We start from the raw sequence: 19484 nt of genomic DNA, 5'->3' as shown, positions 1-19484 counted from the left end.
GAAAGACGTGCCAAAGGCCGTCGCCGTGTCGAAAGAAAAACAGCGTGAGTGCGCCGGCCTCGCGTTGCGCCTCGACGCAGACGCAGCGCTTCATCCCACGACGCGGGGACGGTTGCAACTGCACGCGTGCCGATGCGGCACCTGTTGCGTCGAGCCACTTCTCGATAAGGTCACGCAATGATCGCTCTGACGCTGCCATTAGGTCCTCCGCCGGTTCCCATCATGCATCGTAAGTCGGCGGTGGCAACGCCTCCATCGGCGGCGGCGGAATGTCGGTTCAGGAATGCCTGTTTTGAGGCTCAGGTTTTCCTGACGCGTCAAAATTACGTGTTCGTGACCTACTCGGCGACGAGTCCGTGTCTGATCGCATAGCGAATCAGATCGGCGTTATTGGCGAGGCCGAGCTTCTGCATAAGCCGCATCTTGTGCGTGCTGATCGTCTTCGCGCTTAGCGCGAACGCGTCGGCGATGTCATTCAGGCTCTTGCCGAGCGCGAGCATCTGCAGAACCTGAAACTCGCGATCGGAAAGAATTTCGTGCGGCGGCGCATCGCCCGAATAGGTTTCGAACACGATCCCCTCAACCAGCTTCGGATCGATAAAGCGCCCGCCTTCGGCAAGCTTGCGAATCCCCGCGAGCAACACGTCAGGGTTGCTGTCTTTCGTCACATAACCGGTTGCGCCCGCGCGCAGCGCGCGAGAGACGACTTGTGCCTCGTTATGGATGCTCAGCACGAGTATCGGCAGCGATGGACGCTCGGCACGCACGCGCCGGATCAGATCGACACCGCTAATGCCGGGCATCGTCATGTCGAGCAGCAGCAGATCGACCTGACAGGTGCGCAGTTTTTCGATTACTTCGGAGCCTTGAGCCGCTTCGCCGGCCACCACGATGTCGGGCGTCGTTTCGATTATCTGCTTGAGACCTCCGCGCACCAAAGGGTGATCGTCGGCAATCAAAAGGTTGATCATGTCTGAAGCCCATCCTGAAGCGGTATATGAATCGAGACCGAAGTGCCGGTGCCCGGCGCGCTGTCGATCAGCAACGATCCGCCAATCAGACGCGCCCGCTCGCTCATGCCGAGCAGTCCGTATGAATAATCGCGGCGCACCGCCTCCTGATCGAAACCGCAGCCGTCGTCGCTCACATGCAGGTCCAACGCGGCCTGCGTACTCGTGAGCGTGACGTCCGCGCGCGTCGCGCTGGCATGCCGCGCGACGTTGGTCAGCGAAGCCTGCACGATACGGAACATGGCGGTTGCGTGCGCATCGGACAGTATGGGCTCGTTGCCGTTCAGGCGGAACTGGCAGGCGAGTCCGCTGCGCCGCCCGAAATCGTCGACGAGCCATTCGAGCGCCGACACGATACCGTAATTGAGCGCGGCCGGCCGCAAATGACTCGCGACGTTGCGCACCATCCAGATGGTTCTCTCAACGAGTTCACGCATATCGTCGGCTCTTCTCGCGACTTCCTGATCGCCGGGAAGACGCATCTTGAGCAGCGACACATCCATTTTTAGCGCAGTGAGAAGCTGGCCCAATTCGTCGTGAATTTCCATCGCGATGCGCTTTCTCTCTTCCTCGCGAATCGCTTCCATGTAGGCGGAAAGTTCTCGCAATTGCTCGCGCGACTCGACCAATTCCTGTTCGATGCGTTTGCGTTCCGTGATGTCGTTAAGGCCGACGAAGATCGCCGGCGCATCGTCATAAGTCGCGACGCGCGCGGTGGCGATCGCCCAGAACATCGTGCCGTCCGGCCGCCTGAACTTGACTTCGGTATTGCGAAAGTTTCCTTCATGACGCAGTTGGTCGACCAGCCGGTCGCGGTCGTCAGTGTCCGCATAAAGCTCGCCGATATTCGTGATGTGCGTGGTCACGTAGTCGACGCCGAATAGTTCGCGCAACGGTTTGTTGGTATAGAGAATGCGCCCTTCCGGCATCGACGTAATGCAAAGCGGCACGGGGCTCGTCTCGACAATGGTGCGAAAACGGAACTCGCTTGCAACGAGCCGCGCTTCGGCGCGTCTGCGCTCCTCGATCTGCGCTTGCAGCGTTGCATTCGCCCGCGCAAGTTCGTCGGTGCGCTGAGCGACGCTTTCTTCGAGACCGTCGCGCACGCGCGACAATGCACTTTCCGCCCGCTGGCGCACGAATACTTCTTCCTGCAATTGACGGTTCTGCGCAATCAGCTTCTGGTGCATGCCTCTTAACGCGAGATGCGTGCTGATGCGCGCCATCATCTCATCGACGTGAACGGGTTTTGTGAGGTAATCGACGCCGCCCGCGGAGAAGCCTTCGACCATGTCATCGCTGCCCGTTAGCGACGTCATGAAGATCACGGCGATATTGCGCGTGCGCTCGTCGGATTTCAGGCGCCGGCAAGTTTCGAAACCGTCGATGCCCGGCATTCTCACGTCGAGCAGAATCAGATCGGGCTGCGAGAATTGCGCCCGCTGAATCGCCTCCGGACCGTCGAGCGCGACCAGTACCTTGAAGCCGCGCGCGACCAGGCTTTCGACGACGACCGCGAGATTCGCGGGGTTGTCGTCGGCGATCAGAACAGTGGGCGAAGCGTCGCCAGGAAGAGTCATCTCGCTCATCTTACCGCCTGACGTTCGAGTTGCTCTTCGACAAGATGCAGCAGCGTCTTGGACTGATAGCCCTTCGCGAGAGAAAGAATCCGCGCGGTGAACGCGTGGTAATGCGGGGCATGTCTGCCGACGCGCTCCGCCCACAGCGCGATTTCCTGCATATCGCCGCGGCGCGCGAGCAGATGCAATTGCTGGAGTTCTTTTTCGGGCACGGGGACAAGCGGTGCAGTCGGTGCATCGAGCACGACCGCAGGATCGTTGGCTTCCGTGTAAGTCCATTCGAGGTCGAGCAAACGCGCGAGTTGCGCGAGCAGTTTGTCGAAGTCGATCGGCTTCGAAAGAAACGCATTCGCGCCGGCCGCGAGGCTGCGTTGTTCGCCCACGCCGGAAGGACTCGCCGATGTCGCGATGACCGGCACATTCGCGAAGCCTTGAATCTGCCGCAATCGGCGGGTCGCTTCGAGTCCGTCCATATCCGCCATCACGACGTCGGTGACGATCAGCGCGGGACGTTCGCTCAAGATCCTCGCAAGTCCTTGCCGGCCGCCTGTCGCCTCGACGATCTGGAAGCCGAGCCGGCCGAGATACTCGACCATGACCGCGCGGTTCATCGCGACGTCGTCGATCACGACGACCTTGCGGCGCGGCCCTTTGTAACCCGTCGCCATGCGCGCGTCCGTGCGGGCAGGCGCCGCGAGCGGCGCGACGACTGCCGCCGCGTCGAGTTCGAACCAGAACAGACTGCCGCGGCCAGGCTGGCTTTGCACATGAATCTCGCTGCCCATTGCGCGAAGCAACTGCTGACTGATCGTGAGGCCGAGCCCCGTGCCGCTCGCGCCGCGCTCCGTATGCATGATCTGTTCGAAAGGCTCAAAGATAGTCTGGAGCTGATCGGCATCCATGCCGATGCCCGTATCGCGCACTTCGAAGCAGACCTTGCCCGCCGCGCTCATTTCGATCAACAGGCTCACGCTGCCCTGATCCGTGTAATTGAATGCGTTGACCAGCAGATTCAGCAGCACCTGACGCAAGCGCCGTTCGTCCGCGCGTACTGCATCGGGCACATCGGGCGCAACGCGCCAGATAAACTCGACATGCTTCTGCACAATCTTCACTTCAATGATCTCGCGAATTGCGTCGAGTGTGCCGGCGAGCGGCACGTCATTCATCTCGATGCGCAAGCGGCCCGCTTCGACCCGCGCGAAATCAAGCGCGTCGCCAATCAGTGCGAGCAGATGTTCGCCGCTGCGTTGAATCACGCCGACGCCTTCGCGATGGTGCTCGCTCAGGCTTGCGTCGCGCCGCAAGATCTGCGCGTAGCCGAGAATGGCGTTTAACGGCGTGCGCAATTCGTGACTCATGTTGGCGAGGAACTCCCCTTTCGCGCGATTCGCGGCCTCGGCCGAGCGACGCGCTTCGCGCTCGGCGGCGGCTTCGCGCTCATCGAGATAGGCGTGGTGCAGGCGCGCGCCCATCGAATTGAAGGCCGTCACCACGCGTTCCAGTTCGTCGGGCTCACGGGGCGCGCGCCGATTCAGTTTCAACGGCTGCGCGGGCTCCCGAAAATCGTAGTCCTCGACAGTATGCGCGAGTACCGCGAGATGACGGGTCACGAGCCGCGTGAGTACGTAGAAAATGAAAAGAGAAACGAGGAAGGTATTGGCGGCCTGAGTAACGAGAATGAGCAGCGCCGTGTGCGTGAGATCGTCGTAGAGATCGTTCAACGTCGCCTGCACATACAGCGTGCCGATGCGTTGTTCCTTGCCGAGCACGCGATAGACGAGCGGGTACTCGCGCGTGATTGCCGGCCCGCTTGCGGGCTTGCCGGCGGACACGAGCAGCGGCGCCGTGCCGCTTCCGGACTGACGCACCTGAGCCGTGCTGACGTCCGCGAGACGCACAATGCCGCCCAGTTCGAGCCGCAATTGCGCATCGTCTAACCGCCACAGCGCCTCGCCGAGACTATCGCGGTAGCTTTTATCGATATCCGCGAGACGGTTCTCGATCAGCGCAACACCGGCGCTGTAATCGCGTTCGATCTGCAGCGCGGTCAACAACAAGGTGAGCACGCAACTAAACAGAATCACGACTGCGAGAAGCCGGAGCACGACACTGTGCCGCAACCGCCTGAGCGGATACCGCCACTGTCCCATGAGGTCGACAGCCATATTGCCCCCGCAAGCATGGTGATGTCAGTTCGCGTTGCGCGCTCGTGCAGCGACTGCGGTTTTACGGCACCCGCCTTAAACAAGCGGTTATTACGTTATGACGCCATGCGAGAGCGTTGCCGGATTGCGTGCCCAGCGTGCTGCATTCGACTCACGACGACAGCCGGATTCCGGTTGCCCCTGCCGGCTCGTGCACTGCGCGAAGCAGGAGATCGTCCACGCAATCGGCCAGTTCGCGAAGCATTGCCGCGACGTCGCCATCCAGTTCCGTATGATGAGACTTGCGCAATTCCCGCAGTGTTTCGCCTACTCGCCTGATCGCCTTCGGTCCGCTGTCGACCAGCGGCCAGCAATGCAGCAGATACCCCAGCGGCGTGATGCAGCGTCGTTCGCACCAGATATCGAATAGCCGGAAGCAGATCGAATTGATATGCTCCACCTCGTTTTCGCGCTGCGACAGATACGGAATCATTTCTGCTCATCCGGTTAGGCCATTTTGACCCGCTCATCATAGAACGAAGCGCATCGCACGGCAGTCAGTCAGCGCGGAGAATGCGCCAGGGGTATCCCGATTCGCGGGTAAGGAAATCCTGACCCCGCTCGCACATTGCCATTGCCCTAGCGGTTGCGCGCCACAATTGGCCACTGCATCCAGTACTCTTCCGGAATCTTTCGGTCTGCTGCGGAAAGATAGCGATTCTCCAGTTCAATCACTGTCCGCTCGCGCAAGTCGGCCTGCGCCAACGCACCCTGAATGTACGGATGCGCATTGAAAAGCCGCATATACGAGCCGTTTTTATAAGCCGCCATGAAGCCGCGCTCGATTGTCGATGCCAAAGCCGGATTCCGGCGAGCGACATAAAAGAGAAAGTCGGACCGGTACTTCAATAGCAAACGTTTTTCCACCGTCAATTCAGGGTCGATCCGATTGTGCGCTTCGATTTCGGGGAATGCCTCGATGAGTCCCCTAGGGTAATAATCTATTCGCCCGGCGCGCGTCATCGCGAAGAGCGTGTCGGTGCTCGATGTTTCGACCTTCAAACCGGCGTCGAGCAGAATGTCGGTGTCGACCCAGCCGAGCCCTTGGCCGGCCGTCAACTGCCGCAGATCGGCGAGGTTTTGAACGCGGTCGAATTGGGCTTGCCGGTCTTTTCTTATGACGAAGAGGCGATAACCGATCAAGCCGCGATTCACCGGAATAGGAACCACGTTCAGGCCGCTTTCGGCGCGCCTGTCCATACTCGTCCAAAGAAGATTGATCGAATTGCCGTCGGCCAATTCGGCTAACGCGCGGCGGCGCTCCATCGCGACATCGGCCTGACGAATCGAGTAGGTGACGTTGGCCGTCTTCATGGCCAGATCCAATACCGCGAGTGCGAATGCCGCGTGCACCTCGCCGCCAGTGCGGATTCGCGGATACACGATCTCGAAGTCGGCTGTCGACATGGTGGGCGGGCGGCCGAGCATGCCGGCCGTGCCTAACGCTGCGAGTACAAAGTCCCTGCGCTGCATGATGTGTCGACGTCTGATGAAATGCGCGGGGCGTCCGCATCGACGCCCTGCATGTAAGCATCCTGTCACTGCAATGAAAGCTTTGCAATGAGGGGAAAGGCGGGCTAATAGCGAATGCGCTGGTTGCTATGTCAACGTTTTCGATTGCTTATACAGCGTTGCTTGGCTCGTTTGTCGCGGCACGAATGATGCTTCCCAGAAACACGAAAGTTCTCACGAGGAGTCGACGCCATGACGCTCTGGAGCCTTTTGCGTTCGCCCGCAGAACAGCAGATAGCCGGCATGCCGGTGCCCTGCGCCGTCGCGCTGCCCGACGGCCATCGTATCGGCGCGCGAGAGGCGCGTCTGTCGTTTGAGATTCGCGACATGCGGGCGCTGCTGCACCTGCGGCAGGGCGCGATCGGGCGGCTCGCGGAAGACTATGTGGAAGGCCGGCTGGAAATCGAAGGCGACATGCACGACCTGATGGCCGCCGCGCCGGCTTTGCTGCGCGGCGACCCTACGCACGAATCGCATGGATGGCTGCTCGATCGCGTGAGCCGCACGCGACGCGCCGTGTGGGAGCGCACGCATCATAGCCGTGCAAAAGACGCCGCGCAGATTCAGCACCATTACGACATCTCCGATGACTTTTACGCGCTGTGGCTCGATCCGCTGCGCGTGTATTCGTGCGCCTACTTTTCTTCACCGGATATGTCGCTTGCCGACGCACAGAAGGCAAAGCTCGATCACATCTGCAAGAAACTGATGCTGCGCTCCGGCGAACGTTTTCTCGACGTGGGCGCGGGCTGGGGCGCGCTGTTGCTGTGGGCCGCGGAACACTACGGTGTTGCCGCTACCGGCATTACGCTGTCGAAGAACCAGCATGCGTACGTCAGCCGGCTCATCGAGGAAAAGGGACTGCAAGGGCGCGTCACGATGCTGCTGCAGGACTATCGCGACGTCGACGAATCCGCGCCCTTTGACAAGATCGCTTCGGTCGGCATGTGCGAACACGTCGGCCGCCCTAACCTGCCTTTGTACTTTGCCAAGATGCGGCGACTGCTCCGGCCCGGCGGTCTTATGATGAATCACAGCATTACCGCCGGCGGCGTGGAAAACGGAGAAGTCGGCGGAGGCATGGGCGATTTCATCGACCGATATATTTTCCCCGGCGGCCAGCTCGTACACGTGAGCGTCATGATGGATGCGATGACGCGCGGCAATCTCGAAGCGGTCGACGCAGAATGCCTGCGCCCGCATTACGCGCGCACGCTCTGGCATTGGGCCGATGCGCTCGACGCGCATATCGACGAAGCGCGCCGCATTCTCGGCGAGCACGCGGAAAAGATCATTCGCGCCTACCGGCTTTATCTCGCCGGGTCGGCAATGGGATTCGAACGCGGCTGGACGTCGCTGTTTCAGATCGTTGCATCGCGTCCCGCAGAGCCGGCGACAATACACGACGAATCGGCCGGCCGCCTGCCGTGGACCCGCAGCGACTATCCATTCAATCGCACGTACATGTATGCCCGCAACGCCGCGATCGATCGGGTGAATGAACTGGAACACGCGAACGGCGGCGAGCAGATCGATTGAGGCGTCACGAATGCTCGACTGGAGACGTCGTTTCGCCGGGACTCGCGGCACCGCGTGATTCCGAGGCTGATTCCGCGGCCGATTCGGTTTCCGGCCCCATCGTGACGAGCACGCTGCAACTCACCCTGTCGAGCAACAGGCCATCGGTTCTGCCGCCCCACCACCGTGCGAGCCGGCCGGCCCGATGATGTCCCACGACAATCAGATCGACGTTCAGTTCTTTGGCGAAGTAAGGAATCTGATCGAGCGGATCGCCGATCGCAAAGTGCCCGGTCGCGTGAATGCCCTTGGCGGCCAGCTTTTTCAAGCCCTCGTCTAGCACGCTTTTGACCGAATCGTTAATCATATCCACCGGTATCGCCGACGTAATATCCGCGCCTTGCACCCACGCGGAATTGTCGATGACAGAGAGCACATGCACTTGCGCCGCGAGTTCTTGCGCGAGACGGGCACCGTCCGCAAGCGCGTGCTGCCCTTCGCGGGTCCCGTCATAACAGAGAAGAATGCGGTTGAAGGCCGACATGTCGTTCCTCCTCTAAGGAAAACGAACCTGCGCAATTCAGTATATGCCGCTTTGCGGCATAAGCGAGGTAGACCGCAACGCTGCTGTGCACGGCCTTCAACTACTCATCGCCTGATACATCATAATATGACATATAATAAAGGCGAGCGTGATCTGCGCAACATGTTGTCGATGCCGGTCGCGCTTTCCGTGGGAGGATCAAATGATCATTGGCAACGATTTCGAAATCGGCTTTCTGCTGGTCGCCTTTGCGCTGCTCGGCATCATTCTGATCGGCGCGCTGCTCGACACGCTGCACCTGCAGAGACTGCATCCCCGGCTCATAGGCGCGACGGTCGGAGCGCTAGTCGGCTTCGCGCTGATCGAAGCCGTGCCGCTATTCACCTGAGCCGATAAACGCGGCCGCAACATCTGAAGAACGCGTCGGCACGGCGGGGGTTACAGCCCCCAGATAATGTCCGCGCCGCGTTTGCGCGCCTCGCGCAACATATCCAGAAATGGCCATGCACGTTGCGAAAGCCCATTGCTCGGCTCACGCCGATTGCCAGGCGAGCGATGCAACGCCTCGAGCGCGACTTCGGCGCTGGCGTCTTCGGTAATGGCCGATTCCAGGCGGTTAATCGCGGCGGGCAATTCGTCGTGCATGATCACGCCCCGCTCATTCAGACGCTTACCGATCAGCCCCAATAGATATTGGGCGAGGTCGCGAAGCATCACCACATCAGGTGACGCACTGGATTGAAAAGTGATCAGCATGATGGCTCCTTTTCGCATACGCACGCGGCGCGGTTGAGTGCCGGTTAGGCGTTCGTCCAATTTATATCACAATGTGACTTAAATGACAGGTGAAATCGCGCCGCTAGCGCGGCTGGCGAATGGAGCCCAACGCCGTACTGATACGCTGCCCTGCTGAATCGGAACCGGTCATCGTCCGTCGGCGTGCGGGCCGTTTATATCATATTGAAATATAATCATGACCAGACGGTATTCGCGTTGCCCGGGGTTTCCCTGGTATCGTCGCACTCCAGCACAATCCACTCACTCGCCTTTTTCGCACCTTGTCCCGCTCTCTCGTCCTGCGCTGGCTGTCCAGCTTCGTCCCCGTACCAGTCACAGTGCGATGGCAGGAGCGCGCGCGTTCCTGTCTGGGCGCGCTGATCGGCATCGCGTTCACCGGCGGCTCGATGTACCTGCTGTTCGGACCCGGCGCGAACATTCCGCTGCTGGTTGCGCCGATGGGCGCTTCGGCCGTGCTGCTATTCGCGGTGCCGGCAAGTCCGCTGGCGCAGCCGTGGTCGATCATCGGCGGAAATCTGGTTTCGGCGACGATCGGCGTGACCTGCGCTAACGTGATTGCCGACCCGACACTCGCGGCCGCGCTGGCAGTCGCGCTGGCGATATGCGGCATGTTCGCGCTTCGCTGCGTGCATCCGCCCTCGGGCGCGGTCGCTTTGACCGCCGTGCTCGGCGGGCCGGCAATTCATGCGCTCGGCTACCGCTTCGTGCTCGAGCCGATCGCCGTGCAATCCGCCGCGTTGCTGGCCGCCGCGATCGCCTATCACGCGGCGACGGGCCACCGCTATCCGCATTCGGTGCGCGCGGCACGCAGCGCGCCGGGCAGTGCGGCCGACGCGTCGTCGCGCGCCGGCTTCACGCGCGCCGACCTGGAAGCGGTGCTCAGGCGGCGCAGCGAAATGCTCGACATCGATCCGGACGACCTCGAATCGCTGCTGCGCGAAACGCAGCTTCAGGCCTTCTCGCGCAGCTTTAACGAGTTGACCTGCGAGAACATCATGTCGCGCCACGTCGTGTCGGTATCGGCGGCGACGCGCGCGGTCGCCGCCTGGGCGCTGCTCAAGCGCAACAAGGTCAAAGCCCTGCCCGTGATCGACGCGGACCACACGCTGGTCGGCATCGTGACGCGTGCCGACCTCGTCGATAAAAGAATCTTTGGCCAGTTCGTGCCGTTCGTCGCCTATTTCGACGGTTGGCTGCGCGGCGATGCACTGCGTGCGCCGACCGTGGGCAGCGTGATGACGACCGACGTGTGCACCGTCAAAGTGAATGCGCCGATAACGGACCTCGTGCCGATGTTCGCGGACTACGGGCACCACCATATTCCTGTACTCGATGCCGCCGGACATGTAGTCGGCATGATTACGCAAGTCGATCTGATTTCCGGTCTTTATCGTCAGACCGTGGTGAAGGCGCAGCAGGCCGCCTAAGGATTGCGGCAAGCTATCGGCAGACGAATAGCACCGGTCGATTACATCATTTTGTGATATAATTTTTGTCTTCTTCAAGCAGGCAGACGAACAATGAAAGAACGGGCTCGCGGGCTGCGCAAAGCCGACTTTGAGCAACTGTCGGAGTTCCGCTATCAGATGCGGCGCTTCGAGCGGTTCTCGGAACAGGCCGCGCAGAGCGAAGGCATTACGCCGCTGCAGTATCTGTTGCTGCTGCACATCAAGGGCTATCCGGAGCGCGACTGGGCAACGGTCGGCGAACTGGCCGAGCGGCTTCAGGCTCAACATCACGGCGTCGTCGCGCTGGTGTCGCGTTGCGAGGCGCTCGAGCTCGTGCGCCGCCGGACTAGCGAGACCGACCGCCGCCAGGTTGAAGTGCACATTGAAAAAGCCGGTGAGCGGGTGCTTGCGAGACTCGCGGAACTGCACCGCGCCGAGCTGAAATCGCTGAAAGGCGCGTTCCAGGTTCCCCAGATCGACCTCGACTAACTATGACCATGGACTCCCACAAGCGCGACTTCTCCGCGAACGCACGGCTGCCAGGCATCTTCGCGCTCGCTGCGTGCATCGGCGCGGTCAGTACGCTGGCAGCATTCGTGCTGCTCAATCTGATTCATCTGTTCACGAACCTGTTCTTCTTCGGCACGCTGTCATTCGCCGAACATTCGCCGGCGCATAACAGCCTGGGCGGTTGGGTCATTGGCGTGCCGGTAGTCGGTGGACTGATTGTCGGATTGATGGCGCGCTTCGGCTCGGAGAAAATCCGCGGTCATGGCATTCCCGAGGCAATCGAAGCCATTCTCTTCGGCAAGAGCCGGATGTCGCCGAAAGTGGCGGTGCTCAAGCCGCTGTCGTCGGGCATAGTGATCGGCAGCGGCGGTCCGTTCGGCGCCGAGGGGCCGATCATCATGACGGGCGGCGCGCTCGGTTCGCTGATCGCGCAATGCTTCAAGGTCACGGCGGCGGAACGCAAGACGCTGCTCGTCGCAGGCGCCGCCGCGGGCATGACCGCCGTGTTCGGCACGCCGCTGGCGGCCGTGCTGCTGGCGGTCGAATTGCTGCTGTTCGAATGGCGGCCGCGCAGTTTCCTGCCGGTCGCTGTGGCCTGCGCGGTGGCCGGTTTTGCTCGCGCGGCATTCTTCGGCACGGGTCCGCTCTTCCCGCTCGAAACAGCCGCGCCCGATGGCTGGTCGCTATTTTCCTGCCTGATTGCAGGGCTTTTGTCCGGTGCGCTGGCGTCGGCACTGTCCGCCTCGCTCTACAAGACCGAAGATCTTTTCGGCAAACTGCCGATTCACTGGATGTGGTGGCCCGCGCTCGGCGGCATCGTCGTCGGTATCGGCGGATGGCTCGAACCGCGCGCGCTGGGCGTGGGCTATGACGTGATCGGCGATCTGCTGCATCAGCACATCGCGTTGCAGATCGCAATCGTGCTGCTCGCGGTGAAGGCCGTCATGTGGGTCGTCGCGCTCGGTTCCGGCACGTCCGGCGGCGTGCTCGCCCCGCTGCTGATGCTCGGCGCGGGGCTCGGCACCGTCCTCTCGCACTGGCTGCCGGGCAATGAGCCTGCGTTGTGGCCGCTCGTGTGCATGGCCGCGACGCTCGGCGCCACGCTCGGCGCGCCGCTCACCGCAATCGTGTTCGCTTTCGGGCTCACCCACGACAGCAATGCGCTGCTGCCGCTGCTCACTGCAACGCTCGTCGCGCACGGCTTCGCCACGGTGACCATGCGCCGCTCGATCATGACGGAAAAAATCGCGCGGCGCGGCTATCACATCTACCGTGAGTACGGCGTCGATCCGCTCGAGCGCCATCACGTGGATGAAGTGATGACCGCCTCGGTCGACTCGATCGATGCCGGCATGACAGTCGGCGCGGCGCTCGACACCTTCTTCGGCGCGAAGCAGACTCGCCGCGCGTATCCCGTCGTGCGTGAAGGCGCGGTAATCGGCGTGGCCGATCGCGCATTGCTCGAACAGTTCCGCGATGAGAACCCTGATTTGCGGACTGCCATGAACGTGGAGAGTGTCTTCGACCGGCGCTCGCCGGTGTTCGCGTTGCCGACCGAAACGTGTCGACTGGTTGCAACGAGACTTGCTGTGCACAGCCTCGAACGGCTGCCCGTCGTGGCGGATTCGAAGTCCATGCGTCTTGTTGGCATCGTCTCGCGCAGCGATCTCGTCAAGCCGTCGCTCACTTACTTCGAAGAAGAGCACAAGAAAGAGCGGTTCCGTCGTCTGACGCCGACGCGCGCGAAACGCCGCTTCGCTCCTATCGGCAAGGCCGGCTAAGCGCAACCGGCTAGCGCAACGATTCCGCTTCAATGCGAAGCGGAATCCGCACGATAGATCAGCAGGCCGTCAGGCTGCGCCTGTGCAGCCGGCGTGATGGTTGCGGTGTCAACGTGCTGCGCGCTCAAGATGTGGCACACCGGTTCGCCGTGCATCAGCAGGTAATCGGTAATGATGCGCCGGTGGCAACGCCACCAGACTGCTTCGGAGCACATGATCGCGCAACGTCGGCGATGCCCCAGTTCCCGCAGTTCCGCCAGGCCCTTCTGAAAAGCGTCCGTCATTGCGTAATCGGCGTAGTTACGAAACGCGGGATGCGTCCAGTAGTCGTTCACAGACGGACCTTCGTCCTTGCGGCGGCCGCGCCGCCCACCCAGTTCCTCCAGATGCACGTAGTCGATATGAGCCGGCGCCAGCGACTCCGGCAACGTATCGCGGTTAAACTGCGGGTTCGTTCGCGAACGCGGAATGCTGCGCACGTCGACTAATACTTCGACGTCCGAATTTTCCAGCAGACCGATGAACTCGGAAAGCGCGCGCGTGGAATGCCCGATCGTGAAAAACGGCCGCGTCATGATCACCTCGTGACTTCGCAGTATGCAAAGGATTATATTGCCAGCAAGGCGTTGGCCGATTACCTGACTCGCTGCACATTCAGCACGCATCAGCCATGCCCGAAACCGGCGACGTCAGCGAAACGCGGCACGGACATTGCGCAAAGCCCAGGCTTCTTACTGGCACTTCAGGCCACTCACCGCTCGAGCTTCGTCATGAAAACGTTCCACTGCAACCGCTGCTCGCAACGAGTGTTCTTCGAAAACGTCCGCTGTGAACGCTGCGCGGCACTGCTCGGCTATCTGCCGCAACTGCGTGCAATCAGCGCGTTTGAAGATGCGGGCGAAGCGCGCTGGCGCAGCCTGCATCCCCAAGCGGACGGTGCGCTTTACAAGCAATGCCACAACTACGCGGTGGAAAACGTCTGCAACTGGATGATTCCGGCCGATTCGCCCGACACGCTGTGCCGCGCCTGCCAACTGACGCGCACCATTCCGAATCTCAGCACGCCGGATAACCGGCTCTACTGGTATCGTCTGGAAGTGGCGAAACGGCGGCTGCTTTACACGCTTGCCGAACTCGGTCTCGACGTCAAATCGCGCCGGCAAGATCCGCAACAAGGTCTCGCGTTCGAATTTCTCGAAGACAGTGGCGACGGTTCGCGTGTGATGACAGGCCACGACAACGGGCTTATCACGCTCAACATCGCCGAGGCCGACGACGCTCATCGCGAGAAAGTCCGCACTGCGATGGGCGAACCGTATCGCACGCTGCTCGGCCACTTCCGCCACGAAACCGGGCACTACTATTTCAGCCGGCTGATAGAGAACAACCCACGCTGGCTCCCAGCGTTCCGCGAGCTTTTCGGCGACGAGCGCGCGAATTACGGTGACGCACTCGACGCCTACTATCGTGTCGGCGCGCCGGCCGACTGGCAGGCGTCGTACATCAGTGCGTATGCAACGATGCATCCCTGGGAAGATTGGGCGGAGACATGGGCGCATTATCTGATGATCGTCGACGTGCTCGACACCTCGACCGCGTATGGCATCGCGCTGCTTTCCGACGATCCGCGCGAGCCCACGCTGACTGACCGCACGCCCGTTGAAAACGCGAGCTTCGATACGCTCATGAAGCGCTGGTTTCCGCTCACCTACGCCTTGAACGGCCTGAATCGCAGCCTCGGCATGCCGGACGGCTATCCATTCGCGTTGGCCGCGCCCGTCGTGGACAAACTGCGCTTCGTGCATCGAGTGATCGCGGAAGCGGGGGACAAATCGCCGGCTTCGCCGCCAGCACAGCACTAGCAGCGCCGGAGTCCGCGCTCACAGCCGCGCCGGCCTGCAGGAGTCGTCCAGGAGTTCCGTCTCAAAAATAAGACTGCTCCTAGATACCTGCCCGCTCAAATCTCTGAAAATCGTATTTAGCCGACGAGACATGCGTCGCAGTCTGATCCAGGCTGCCCGCATTTCCGCCGCTCGCGTTTTCCATTGATTACGACGGCCGCGCAGAACACCGCAAGCCGCTCACTACTGACCACGGCCATGAGCACACAATTTTCCCTCGATCGTTTCGAATCCCAGGTCCACGCCGGCGACTACGACGCCGCGCATGAAGAGTTCGCCGCACTGCTGGACACCCTGCGGCAAAATCGCGGCGGGCTCGGTATCGAGCGCTTTGCGAAAAACCGCCCGAATCCCGCCGACGACGAAGCCGCGCGGCAAACGCTGCAGCGCATCGCGGACGCCTTCACTGCGCTGCTCTCGGCACCGGAATACGCGCTTGACGCCGACAGGATCAACGTCATGTTCTGCGGCCGTTCCTGGATCGATATGATTTTCGCGGTGAGTTCGTACGGTTCGACGGACCACATCGTCGAGAAACTGCTCGAGACGTCGCGTGACAGCGACGACGCCACGGCTCGCGACGTATTGACCCGCAAGCAACTCGTGCTCTACACGTCCGGCTCGAAGTACGACATCGATTTCGAGGAACTTCACAAGTGCGACCCCGTGCTTGCGACGAGTCTCGCCATTTCAATCGTCAGTGCTGCGGTACATATCTCGCCCGCCGCGCACGACAAGCGCGAACGTCTGCTCGAATGGCTTCCGGGAAAGGTCGACTTGGTGGAAGACCTGGACGATCTGCCGGCCAACGCGGTTTTCGGCTCGTATATGCACTGCAGCTATTCGACTTCGCCGAAGCGGCATGAGCTCAAGCGCAGCATCAGTCGTCTGGTACGCAAAAAGCTGGAGACCCTCGAGTTGTTGGGACCTGAATCCAGCGTTACCCATAGGCCAGTTAAAGGACGTAAGCCAATCATGCTTGTCGTGCTCGAATGGTTTTCCGGCGGCCATTCTATTTACCGGACGCATTCGCGCACCATGCTCGCGGCACGCGAACATTTCGAAGTCGTCGCGTTCGGCGAAGATCAGCACGTGGACGAAACCGGCCGCGCGGTTTTCGACCGTTTCATCGAGTTCGAGCATCCGGAGTTTATCGGCGACTGCATTCGGCAGATTCAGGAATTCGCCGAGCGCGAACGGCCCGACGTGCTGTATATGCCGAGCGTCGGCATGTTCGCGCACACCATCTTTCTATCGAACTTGCGCGTTGCTCCATTGCAGATTGCCGGACTCGGCCATCCCGCGACCATGCATTCCGCGCACATCGACTATGTGAGTGTTGAAGACGATTTTGTGGGCGACCCGGCGTGCTTCAGCGAGAAGTTGCTTCGTCTTCCGAAGGATGGACAGCCGTATGTGCCTTCAAAACTGCTGACGCCCATCACGGCATCCGTTCCCGAACGTCGCGACGTCGTGCATATCGGCGTGACGGCAAGCGCCATGAAAATCAACCCGGACTTTCTCGAGACATGTAAAGCGATCGTGCAGACAGCGCGCGTGCCGGTGCACTTCCACTTCATGACCGCCTGGAGCGAGAGCATCGATCTGGCCTACGTCAGGAAATCGATTCACGCAACGCTGCCCGAATCCGACGTGGACGTGTACGGCTCGCTCTCCTATCCGAACTATCTGAAAGTACTGAACGGCCTGGACATGTTCGTGAGTCCCTTCCCGTTCGGCAACACCAACGGTATCGTCGATTCATTCACGATGGGTCTGCCGGGCGTCAATCTTTGCGGGCCGGAAGTCTTCGAACATATCGACCGCGGACTTTTCGAGCGCGCGGGTCTGCCAGACTGGCTCACGACCTACTCCAAAGACGAATACGTGAAAGCCGCGGCACGTCTCGCAGAACAGCACGACGAACGGGAAGCGCTGCGCCGGCGGCTGATCGAAGATAAAGCCGTCGAGCGGATCTTTAAGGGCCGCCCGCAGGCATTCGGCAAATCCGTACTCAAGCTGCTACAAGAGTTGGACAAGCAATAAAGAACAGCAGGTCAAACGAGAGCCACACCGGCCTATAAGCCGGTGTGACTTTTCTTATTGGCGGGCTCTCGCAACGGTTCAATACGCGACGTAAGGCCCGGCGCCGCTCGGTGTGGCCTGCTGCTCGATGGCGGCGTACACGTTGCGTCCATAGAAGAACGGCAAGCCCCAATCGAAAATCGACGATGTCACGAAAGCGGGCCCTGCCAGCAGCGGCAACGCGGAATCGCCGGCATAGGTTTGCGCAACCGTATTCGCATTGGCCACGCTGAAATTCACCGCGCTCGTCGCGCCGTTCGCGCCTTCGATCATCGCGCTCAACTGCTGTGTCGAAGACGGGCAGTAATACGCGTTGTTCGGACTCGCGCAAACCGGCAACACGCTGCTTCCGAAAAAGAGCCCCGTGGCGCGCAGCGAAGCGAGCGATGTAAGCGCGCGCTGAAATTTCCGCCGCTTTAAACGAGCAACGACGAGCGCGGCACATGAAAAAGCCGCGAAAGGTTCGCCGGATTTCGACGACCTTCCGCGGCCTGGCTTGCGAACGGCATCAGCCGTCCGCGAGCGGCAGACTACTGGGCAATTACGTCTTCTGCTGTTGCTGCTGCAAAAGCGAGCGCAATTCCTGCACGTTTTCTTCGACGCGTTTTGCGATCACCGCATACGACTCCGCTTGCGTCTGATACGCCGCCTGCGCGAGCTGCTGCATGTCCGCGAGCGACTTGTGCAGGCTTTGCTGGATCAGCTCCGCGGTTTTTGGCGAAGGCGTGCTGCCGCTTGCCGATAGTTGCGTCGTCAGCGATTGCAACTCGGCCAGCGTCGTGCGCAACATCTCCGCCTGTTTCTGCGCGAGCGACTGCATGCCTTGAAACGCAGTCTGATTCGCCTGAACCAGTGCTTCGACGTCCTTGCGCCGTGCTTCCATGATGGCGGGCACGTCGAAGCCGGGCAGCTTGAACTGCTCGAGCATTTTGGTGAAATCGCCAAACGGATTGGCGGTATCAGGTCGGTCCATGCGAAATCCTCCTTTACGGTTGAACGATCGCCGGCGGCGCTGCGCCGCATGATTCACGCGACGCAAACACAGACACACACGCAGGCGCTCCCGGTGCGCCGCGCCCCTGCGGCCGCGCTGCGCGGTTGCGGGGTCGGACGGCACATTGCGTCCATCATGCGCCATCCGACGTCATTGCGCCAGCGCATGCGCCGTTCCACGCGCCGTGCGAAGTTCTTCGCGGCGCGTCTCCATCCGCATGCACACGCGCATCGGCAGCAAGAGTTCGTAAGTGTGCGGACACGCGTTCGTAACCCGCGGCGACGGTGTCTCGTCTATCTTTTCGATGAACCGGCGCACTGTCGCGCCGGCATTTGTCGAATGGGAGCGACGTGATGAAAAAACAGATATTTGGCGCGGCGCTGGCCGCCGCGATAAACCTCGCCGCAGTCGCGGCAACAACCGCATCGGCAGAAGAAAACGCGCCGCCGCCCGCGCACGCGCAAGGCGATGCGCCGCATGGACCGCATGCCGCGATGGAGCCCGCCGGTCCAATCGGCCCGATGGGTCCCGGCTTCGCAGTCGTCAACGATCTCGAACAGTTGCGCCGCCTGTATGCGCTGAGCGGACGGCCGGGCGACATCGTCGCGGTCTATCACGACGTGCTGAACAGGACGCAGGATCCGATGCTGCGCCACTACGTGTACGACTCGCTCGCGCGCGAGCAGTTGAAGCCCGCCAATCCCGAGCAGGCAATCGCCACGTTGCGCACGAGCCTGTCGGAAGACCTCGCGGCAATCGACAAGATGCCGCGGCCGCCATTCGACCGCGCGCCGCAAAGCAAGCCCTAGCAAACACGCATCGGCAACTGGAAGCGCTACCGCAAACACGCTCGCGCCGACGTTCTTCGCGCAGCGTTGGTTCTCCCACATTGCTGTTCACTGGCCGCTTTTTCGTCTTCCCTCTGTTGATTAGGATAAGGACTGTTTAAACGTCAGTGCGGGTGAAGCATGCGCTATCCAGTCGATGTGGCCGTCGCCGCCGGGTTGCTGGTGTTCGTGCTGTGCTGCATCGTCACGCTCGCCTTGCACTGATCGATCGCATGCTCAGTTTCTCTCGCGCCACAGCGTGCGCATCAAGGCGAGCAGCACGTTAGGCGCTGTGCCCTTCTGACAATAGCCGTCGAAATTGTGTCGGCCGCGGCCGGTCTCCCGCACGTGTTCCTCATCGAGCGAAGTGAACGCAACAATGCCGAGGCTCGGCGTGGGCAGATAGCTGCGCAGCGCGCTTGCTGTTTCGTAGCCGTCGCGCCCCGGCATCATGATGTCGAGCACGACCACGTCGGGCACCCAGTCTTTCACGCACGCGAGCGCCTCGTCACAGCCGTTCGCCGAGCGCGCTTCCACACCTTCATACGATAGATACGTCGCGAGCGCTTCGGCCGCATCCTCGTTGTCGTCGACCACGAGGACACGCGGCACCTCGTGTAATACCCGCACTTGGCGGGCGCTCCACCTTTGACAGGTACTCGTTGTTGCTGACATGTAATAGCGATTGGCGAGAGAAAAACCATCGCGATCCAGCAAGTGGCATACCAAATGGCCGTTAGCTCGGCATGAGCGCCACCATGAACGTGGC

General features: G+C 61.2%; 18 protein-coding genes and 1 pseudogene. 8 read left to right on the top strand and 11 right to left on the bottom strand.

Features of this window, described 5'->3' with window-relative positions; translation table 11 throughout:
- Positions 1-338: 338 nt before the first annotated feature.
- From P0D87_RS20250 to P0D87_RS20230, 5 genes are all read right to left on the bottom strand, one after another.
- Entirely contained in the window at positions 339-971 is a 633-nt protein-coding gene (locus tag P0D87_RS20250; protein WP_029966706.1) for a response regulator, read from the bottom strand.
- The gene (locus P0D87_RS20245) at positions 968-2599 is read right to left on the bottom strand and encodes a hybrid sensor histidine kinase/response regulator (protein ID WP_006049518.1); all 1632 of its coding nucleotides are present in this window, start codon (positions 2597-2599) and stop codon (positions 968-970) included. The genes P0D87_RS20250 and P0D87_RS20245 overlap by 4 nt, the downstream gene beginning before the upstream one ends.
- On the bottom strand, positions 2596-4758 hold the full coding sequence (locus P0D87_RS20240; RefSeq protein ID WP_053860025.1) for a hybrid sensor histidine kinase/response regulator: 2163 nt from the start codon (positions 4756-4758) through the stop codon (positions 2596-2598). Before P0D87_RS20240 ends, P0D87_RS20245 begins: the two co-directional genes overlap by 4 nt.
- 151 nt (positions 4759-4909) lie before the next feature.
- Complete coding sequence (locus P0D87_RS20235) at positions 4910-5230, bottom strand: hypothetical protein (RefSeq protein ID WP_006049520.1); 321 nt, start codon at positions 5228-5230, stop codon at positions 4910-4912.
- Positions 5231-5376: 146 nt separating this feature from the next.
- Positions 5377-6270 carry a transporter substrate-binding domain-containing protein gene (locus P0D87_RS20230; RefSeq protein ID WP_053860024.1) on the bottom strand — a complete coding sequence of 298 codons (894 nt, stop codon included), beginning with the start codon at positions 6268-6270 and terminating at the stop codon, positions 5377-5379.
- Positions 6271-6501: 231 nt separating this feature from the next.
- Between P0D87_RS20230 and P0D87_RS20225 the strand changes: the two genes are divergently transcribed.
- A complete protein-coding gene (locus P0D87_RS20225) occupies positions 6502-7848 on the top strand; it encodes a class I SAM-dependent methyltransferase (RefSeq protein WP_053860023.1) in 1347 nt (448 codons plus the stop codon).
- Positions 7849-7852: 4 nt separating this feature from the next.
- On the opposite strand, the gene P0D87_RS20220 is transcribed toward P0D87_RS20225, so the two are convergent.
- Positions 7853-8371, bottom strand: coding sequence for a universal stress protein (locus P0D87_RS20220; protein ID WP_053860022.1), 519 nt, complete (start codon positions 8369-8371; stop codon positions 7853-7855).
- Between the two features lie 202 nt (positions 8372-8573).
- Here P0D87_RS20220 and P0D87_RS20215 point away from each other — a divergent pair, with 202 nt between their 5' ends.
- Complete coding sequence (locus tag P0D87_RS20215) at positions 8574-8759, top strand: hypothetical protein (protein ID WP_006049524.1); 186 nt, start codon at positions 8574-8576, stop codon at positions 8757-8759.
- 50 nt (positions 8760-8809) lie between these two features.
- On the opposite strand, the gene P0D87_RS20210 is transcribed toward P0D87_RS20215, so the two are convergent.
- Entirely contained in the window at positions 8810-9127 is a 318-nt protein-coding gene (locus P0D87_RS20210) for a DUF1840 domain-containing protein (RefSeq protein ID WP_006049525.1), read from the bottom strand.
- A 302-nt stretch (positions 9128-9429) separates the two neighbouring features.
- Here P0D87_RS20210 and P0D87_RS20205 point away from each other — a divergent pair, with 302 nt between their 5' ends.
- The 3 genes from P0D87_RS20205 to P0D87_RS20195 all read left to right on the top strand — a co-directional run bounded on the left by P0D87_RS20205 (position 9430) and on the right by P0D87_RS20195 (position 12908).
- The gene (locus P0D87_RS20205; protein WP_171800035.1) at positions 9430-10596 is read left to right on the top strand and encodes an HPP family protein; all 1167 of its coding nucleotides are present in this window, start codon (positions 9430-9432) and stop codon (positions 10594-10596) included.
- A 93-nt stretch (positions 10597-10689) separates the two neighbouring features.
- Complete coding sequence (locus P0D87_RS20200; RefSeq protein WP_006049527.1) at positions 10690-11106, top strand: MarR family winged helix-turn-helix transcriptional regulator; 417 nt, start codon at positions 10690-10692, stop codon at positions 11104-11106.
- 2 nt (positions 11107-11108) lie between these two features.
- A complete protein-coding gene (locus P0D87_RS20195) occupies positions 11109-12908 on the top strand; it encodes a chloride channel protein (RefSeq protein WP_053860020.1) in 1800 nt (599 codons plus the stop codon).
- A gap of 29 nt (positions 12909-12937) precedes the next feature.
- Here P0D87_RS20195 and P0D87_RS20190 read toward each other — a convergent pair whose 3' ends face one another.
- On the bottom strand, positions 12938-13483 hold the full coding sequence (locus P0D87_RS20190; protein ID WP_006049529.1) for a DUF488 domain-containing protein: 546 nt from the start codon (positions 13481-13483) through the stop codon (positions 12938-12940).
- Between the two features lie 195 nt (positions 13484-13678).
- On the opposite strand from P0D87_RS20190, the gene P0D87_RS20185 reads away from it, so the two are divergent.
- Positions 13679-14770 (top strand): zinc-binding metallopeptidase family protein, encoded by a 1092-nt coding sequence (locus P0D87_RS20185; RefSeq protein WP_053860813.1) that lies wholly within the window; start codon positions 13679-13681, stop codon positions 14768-14770.
- Between the two features lie 237 nt (positions 14771-15007).
- Positions 15008-16855 (top strand): adhesin, encoded by a 1848-nt coding sequence (locus P0D87_RS20180; protein WP_053860812.1) that lies wholly within the window; start codon positions 15008-15010, stop codon positions 16853-16855.
- Between the two features lie 78 nt (positions 16856-16933).
- Here P0D87_RS20180 and P0D87_RS20175 read toward each other — a convergent pair.
- Both P0D87_RS20175 and P0D87_RS20170 read right to left on the bottom strand, forming a co-directional pair.
- A pseudogene (locus tag P0D87_RS20175) lies at positions 16934-17263 on the bottom strand (DUF3443 family protein); the annotation flags it as partial.
- 172 nt (positions 17264-17435) lie between these two features.
- Positions 17436-17867 carry a phasin family protein gene (locus P0D87_RS20170; protein WP_006049533.1) on the bottom strand — a complete coding sequence of 144 codons (432 nt, stop codon included), beginning with the start codon at positions 17865-17867 and terminating at the stop codon, positions 17436-17438.
- A 374-nt stretch (positions 17868-18241) separates the two neighbouring features.
- Here P0D87_RS20170 and P0D87_RS20165 point away from each other — a divergent pair, with 374 nt between their 5' ends.
- The gene (locus tag P0D87_RS20165; RefSeq protein ID WP_408637009.1) at positions 18242-18697 is read left to right on the top strand and encodes a hypothetical protein; all 456 of its coding nucleotides are present in this window, start codon (positions 18242-18244) and stop codon (positions 18695-18697) included.
- 255 nt (positions 18698-18952) lie between these two features.
- Here the strand turns inward: P0D87_RS20165 and P0D87_RS20160 are convergent, their stop codons facing one another.
- Positions 18953-19345, bottom strand: coding sequence for a response regulator (locus P0D87_RS20160; RefSeq protein WP_006049535.1), 393 nt, complete (start codon positions 19343-19345; stop codon positions 18953-18955).
- Positions 19346-19484 lie beyond the last annotated feature (139 nt).

It is taken from the genome of Paraburkholderia sp. RL17-368-BIF-A (assembly GCF_046054045.1).
GTDB classification, from domain to species: Bacteria; Pseudomonadota; Gammaproteobacteria; order Burkholderiales; family Burkholderiaceae; genus Paraburkholderia; species Paraburkholderia graminis.
This window is presented reverse-complemented; position numbering and strand designations above follow the sequence as displayed.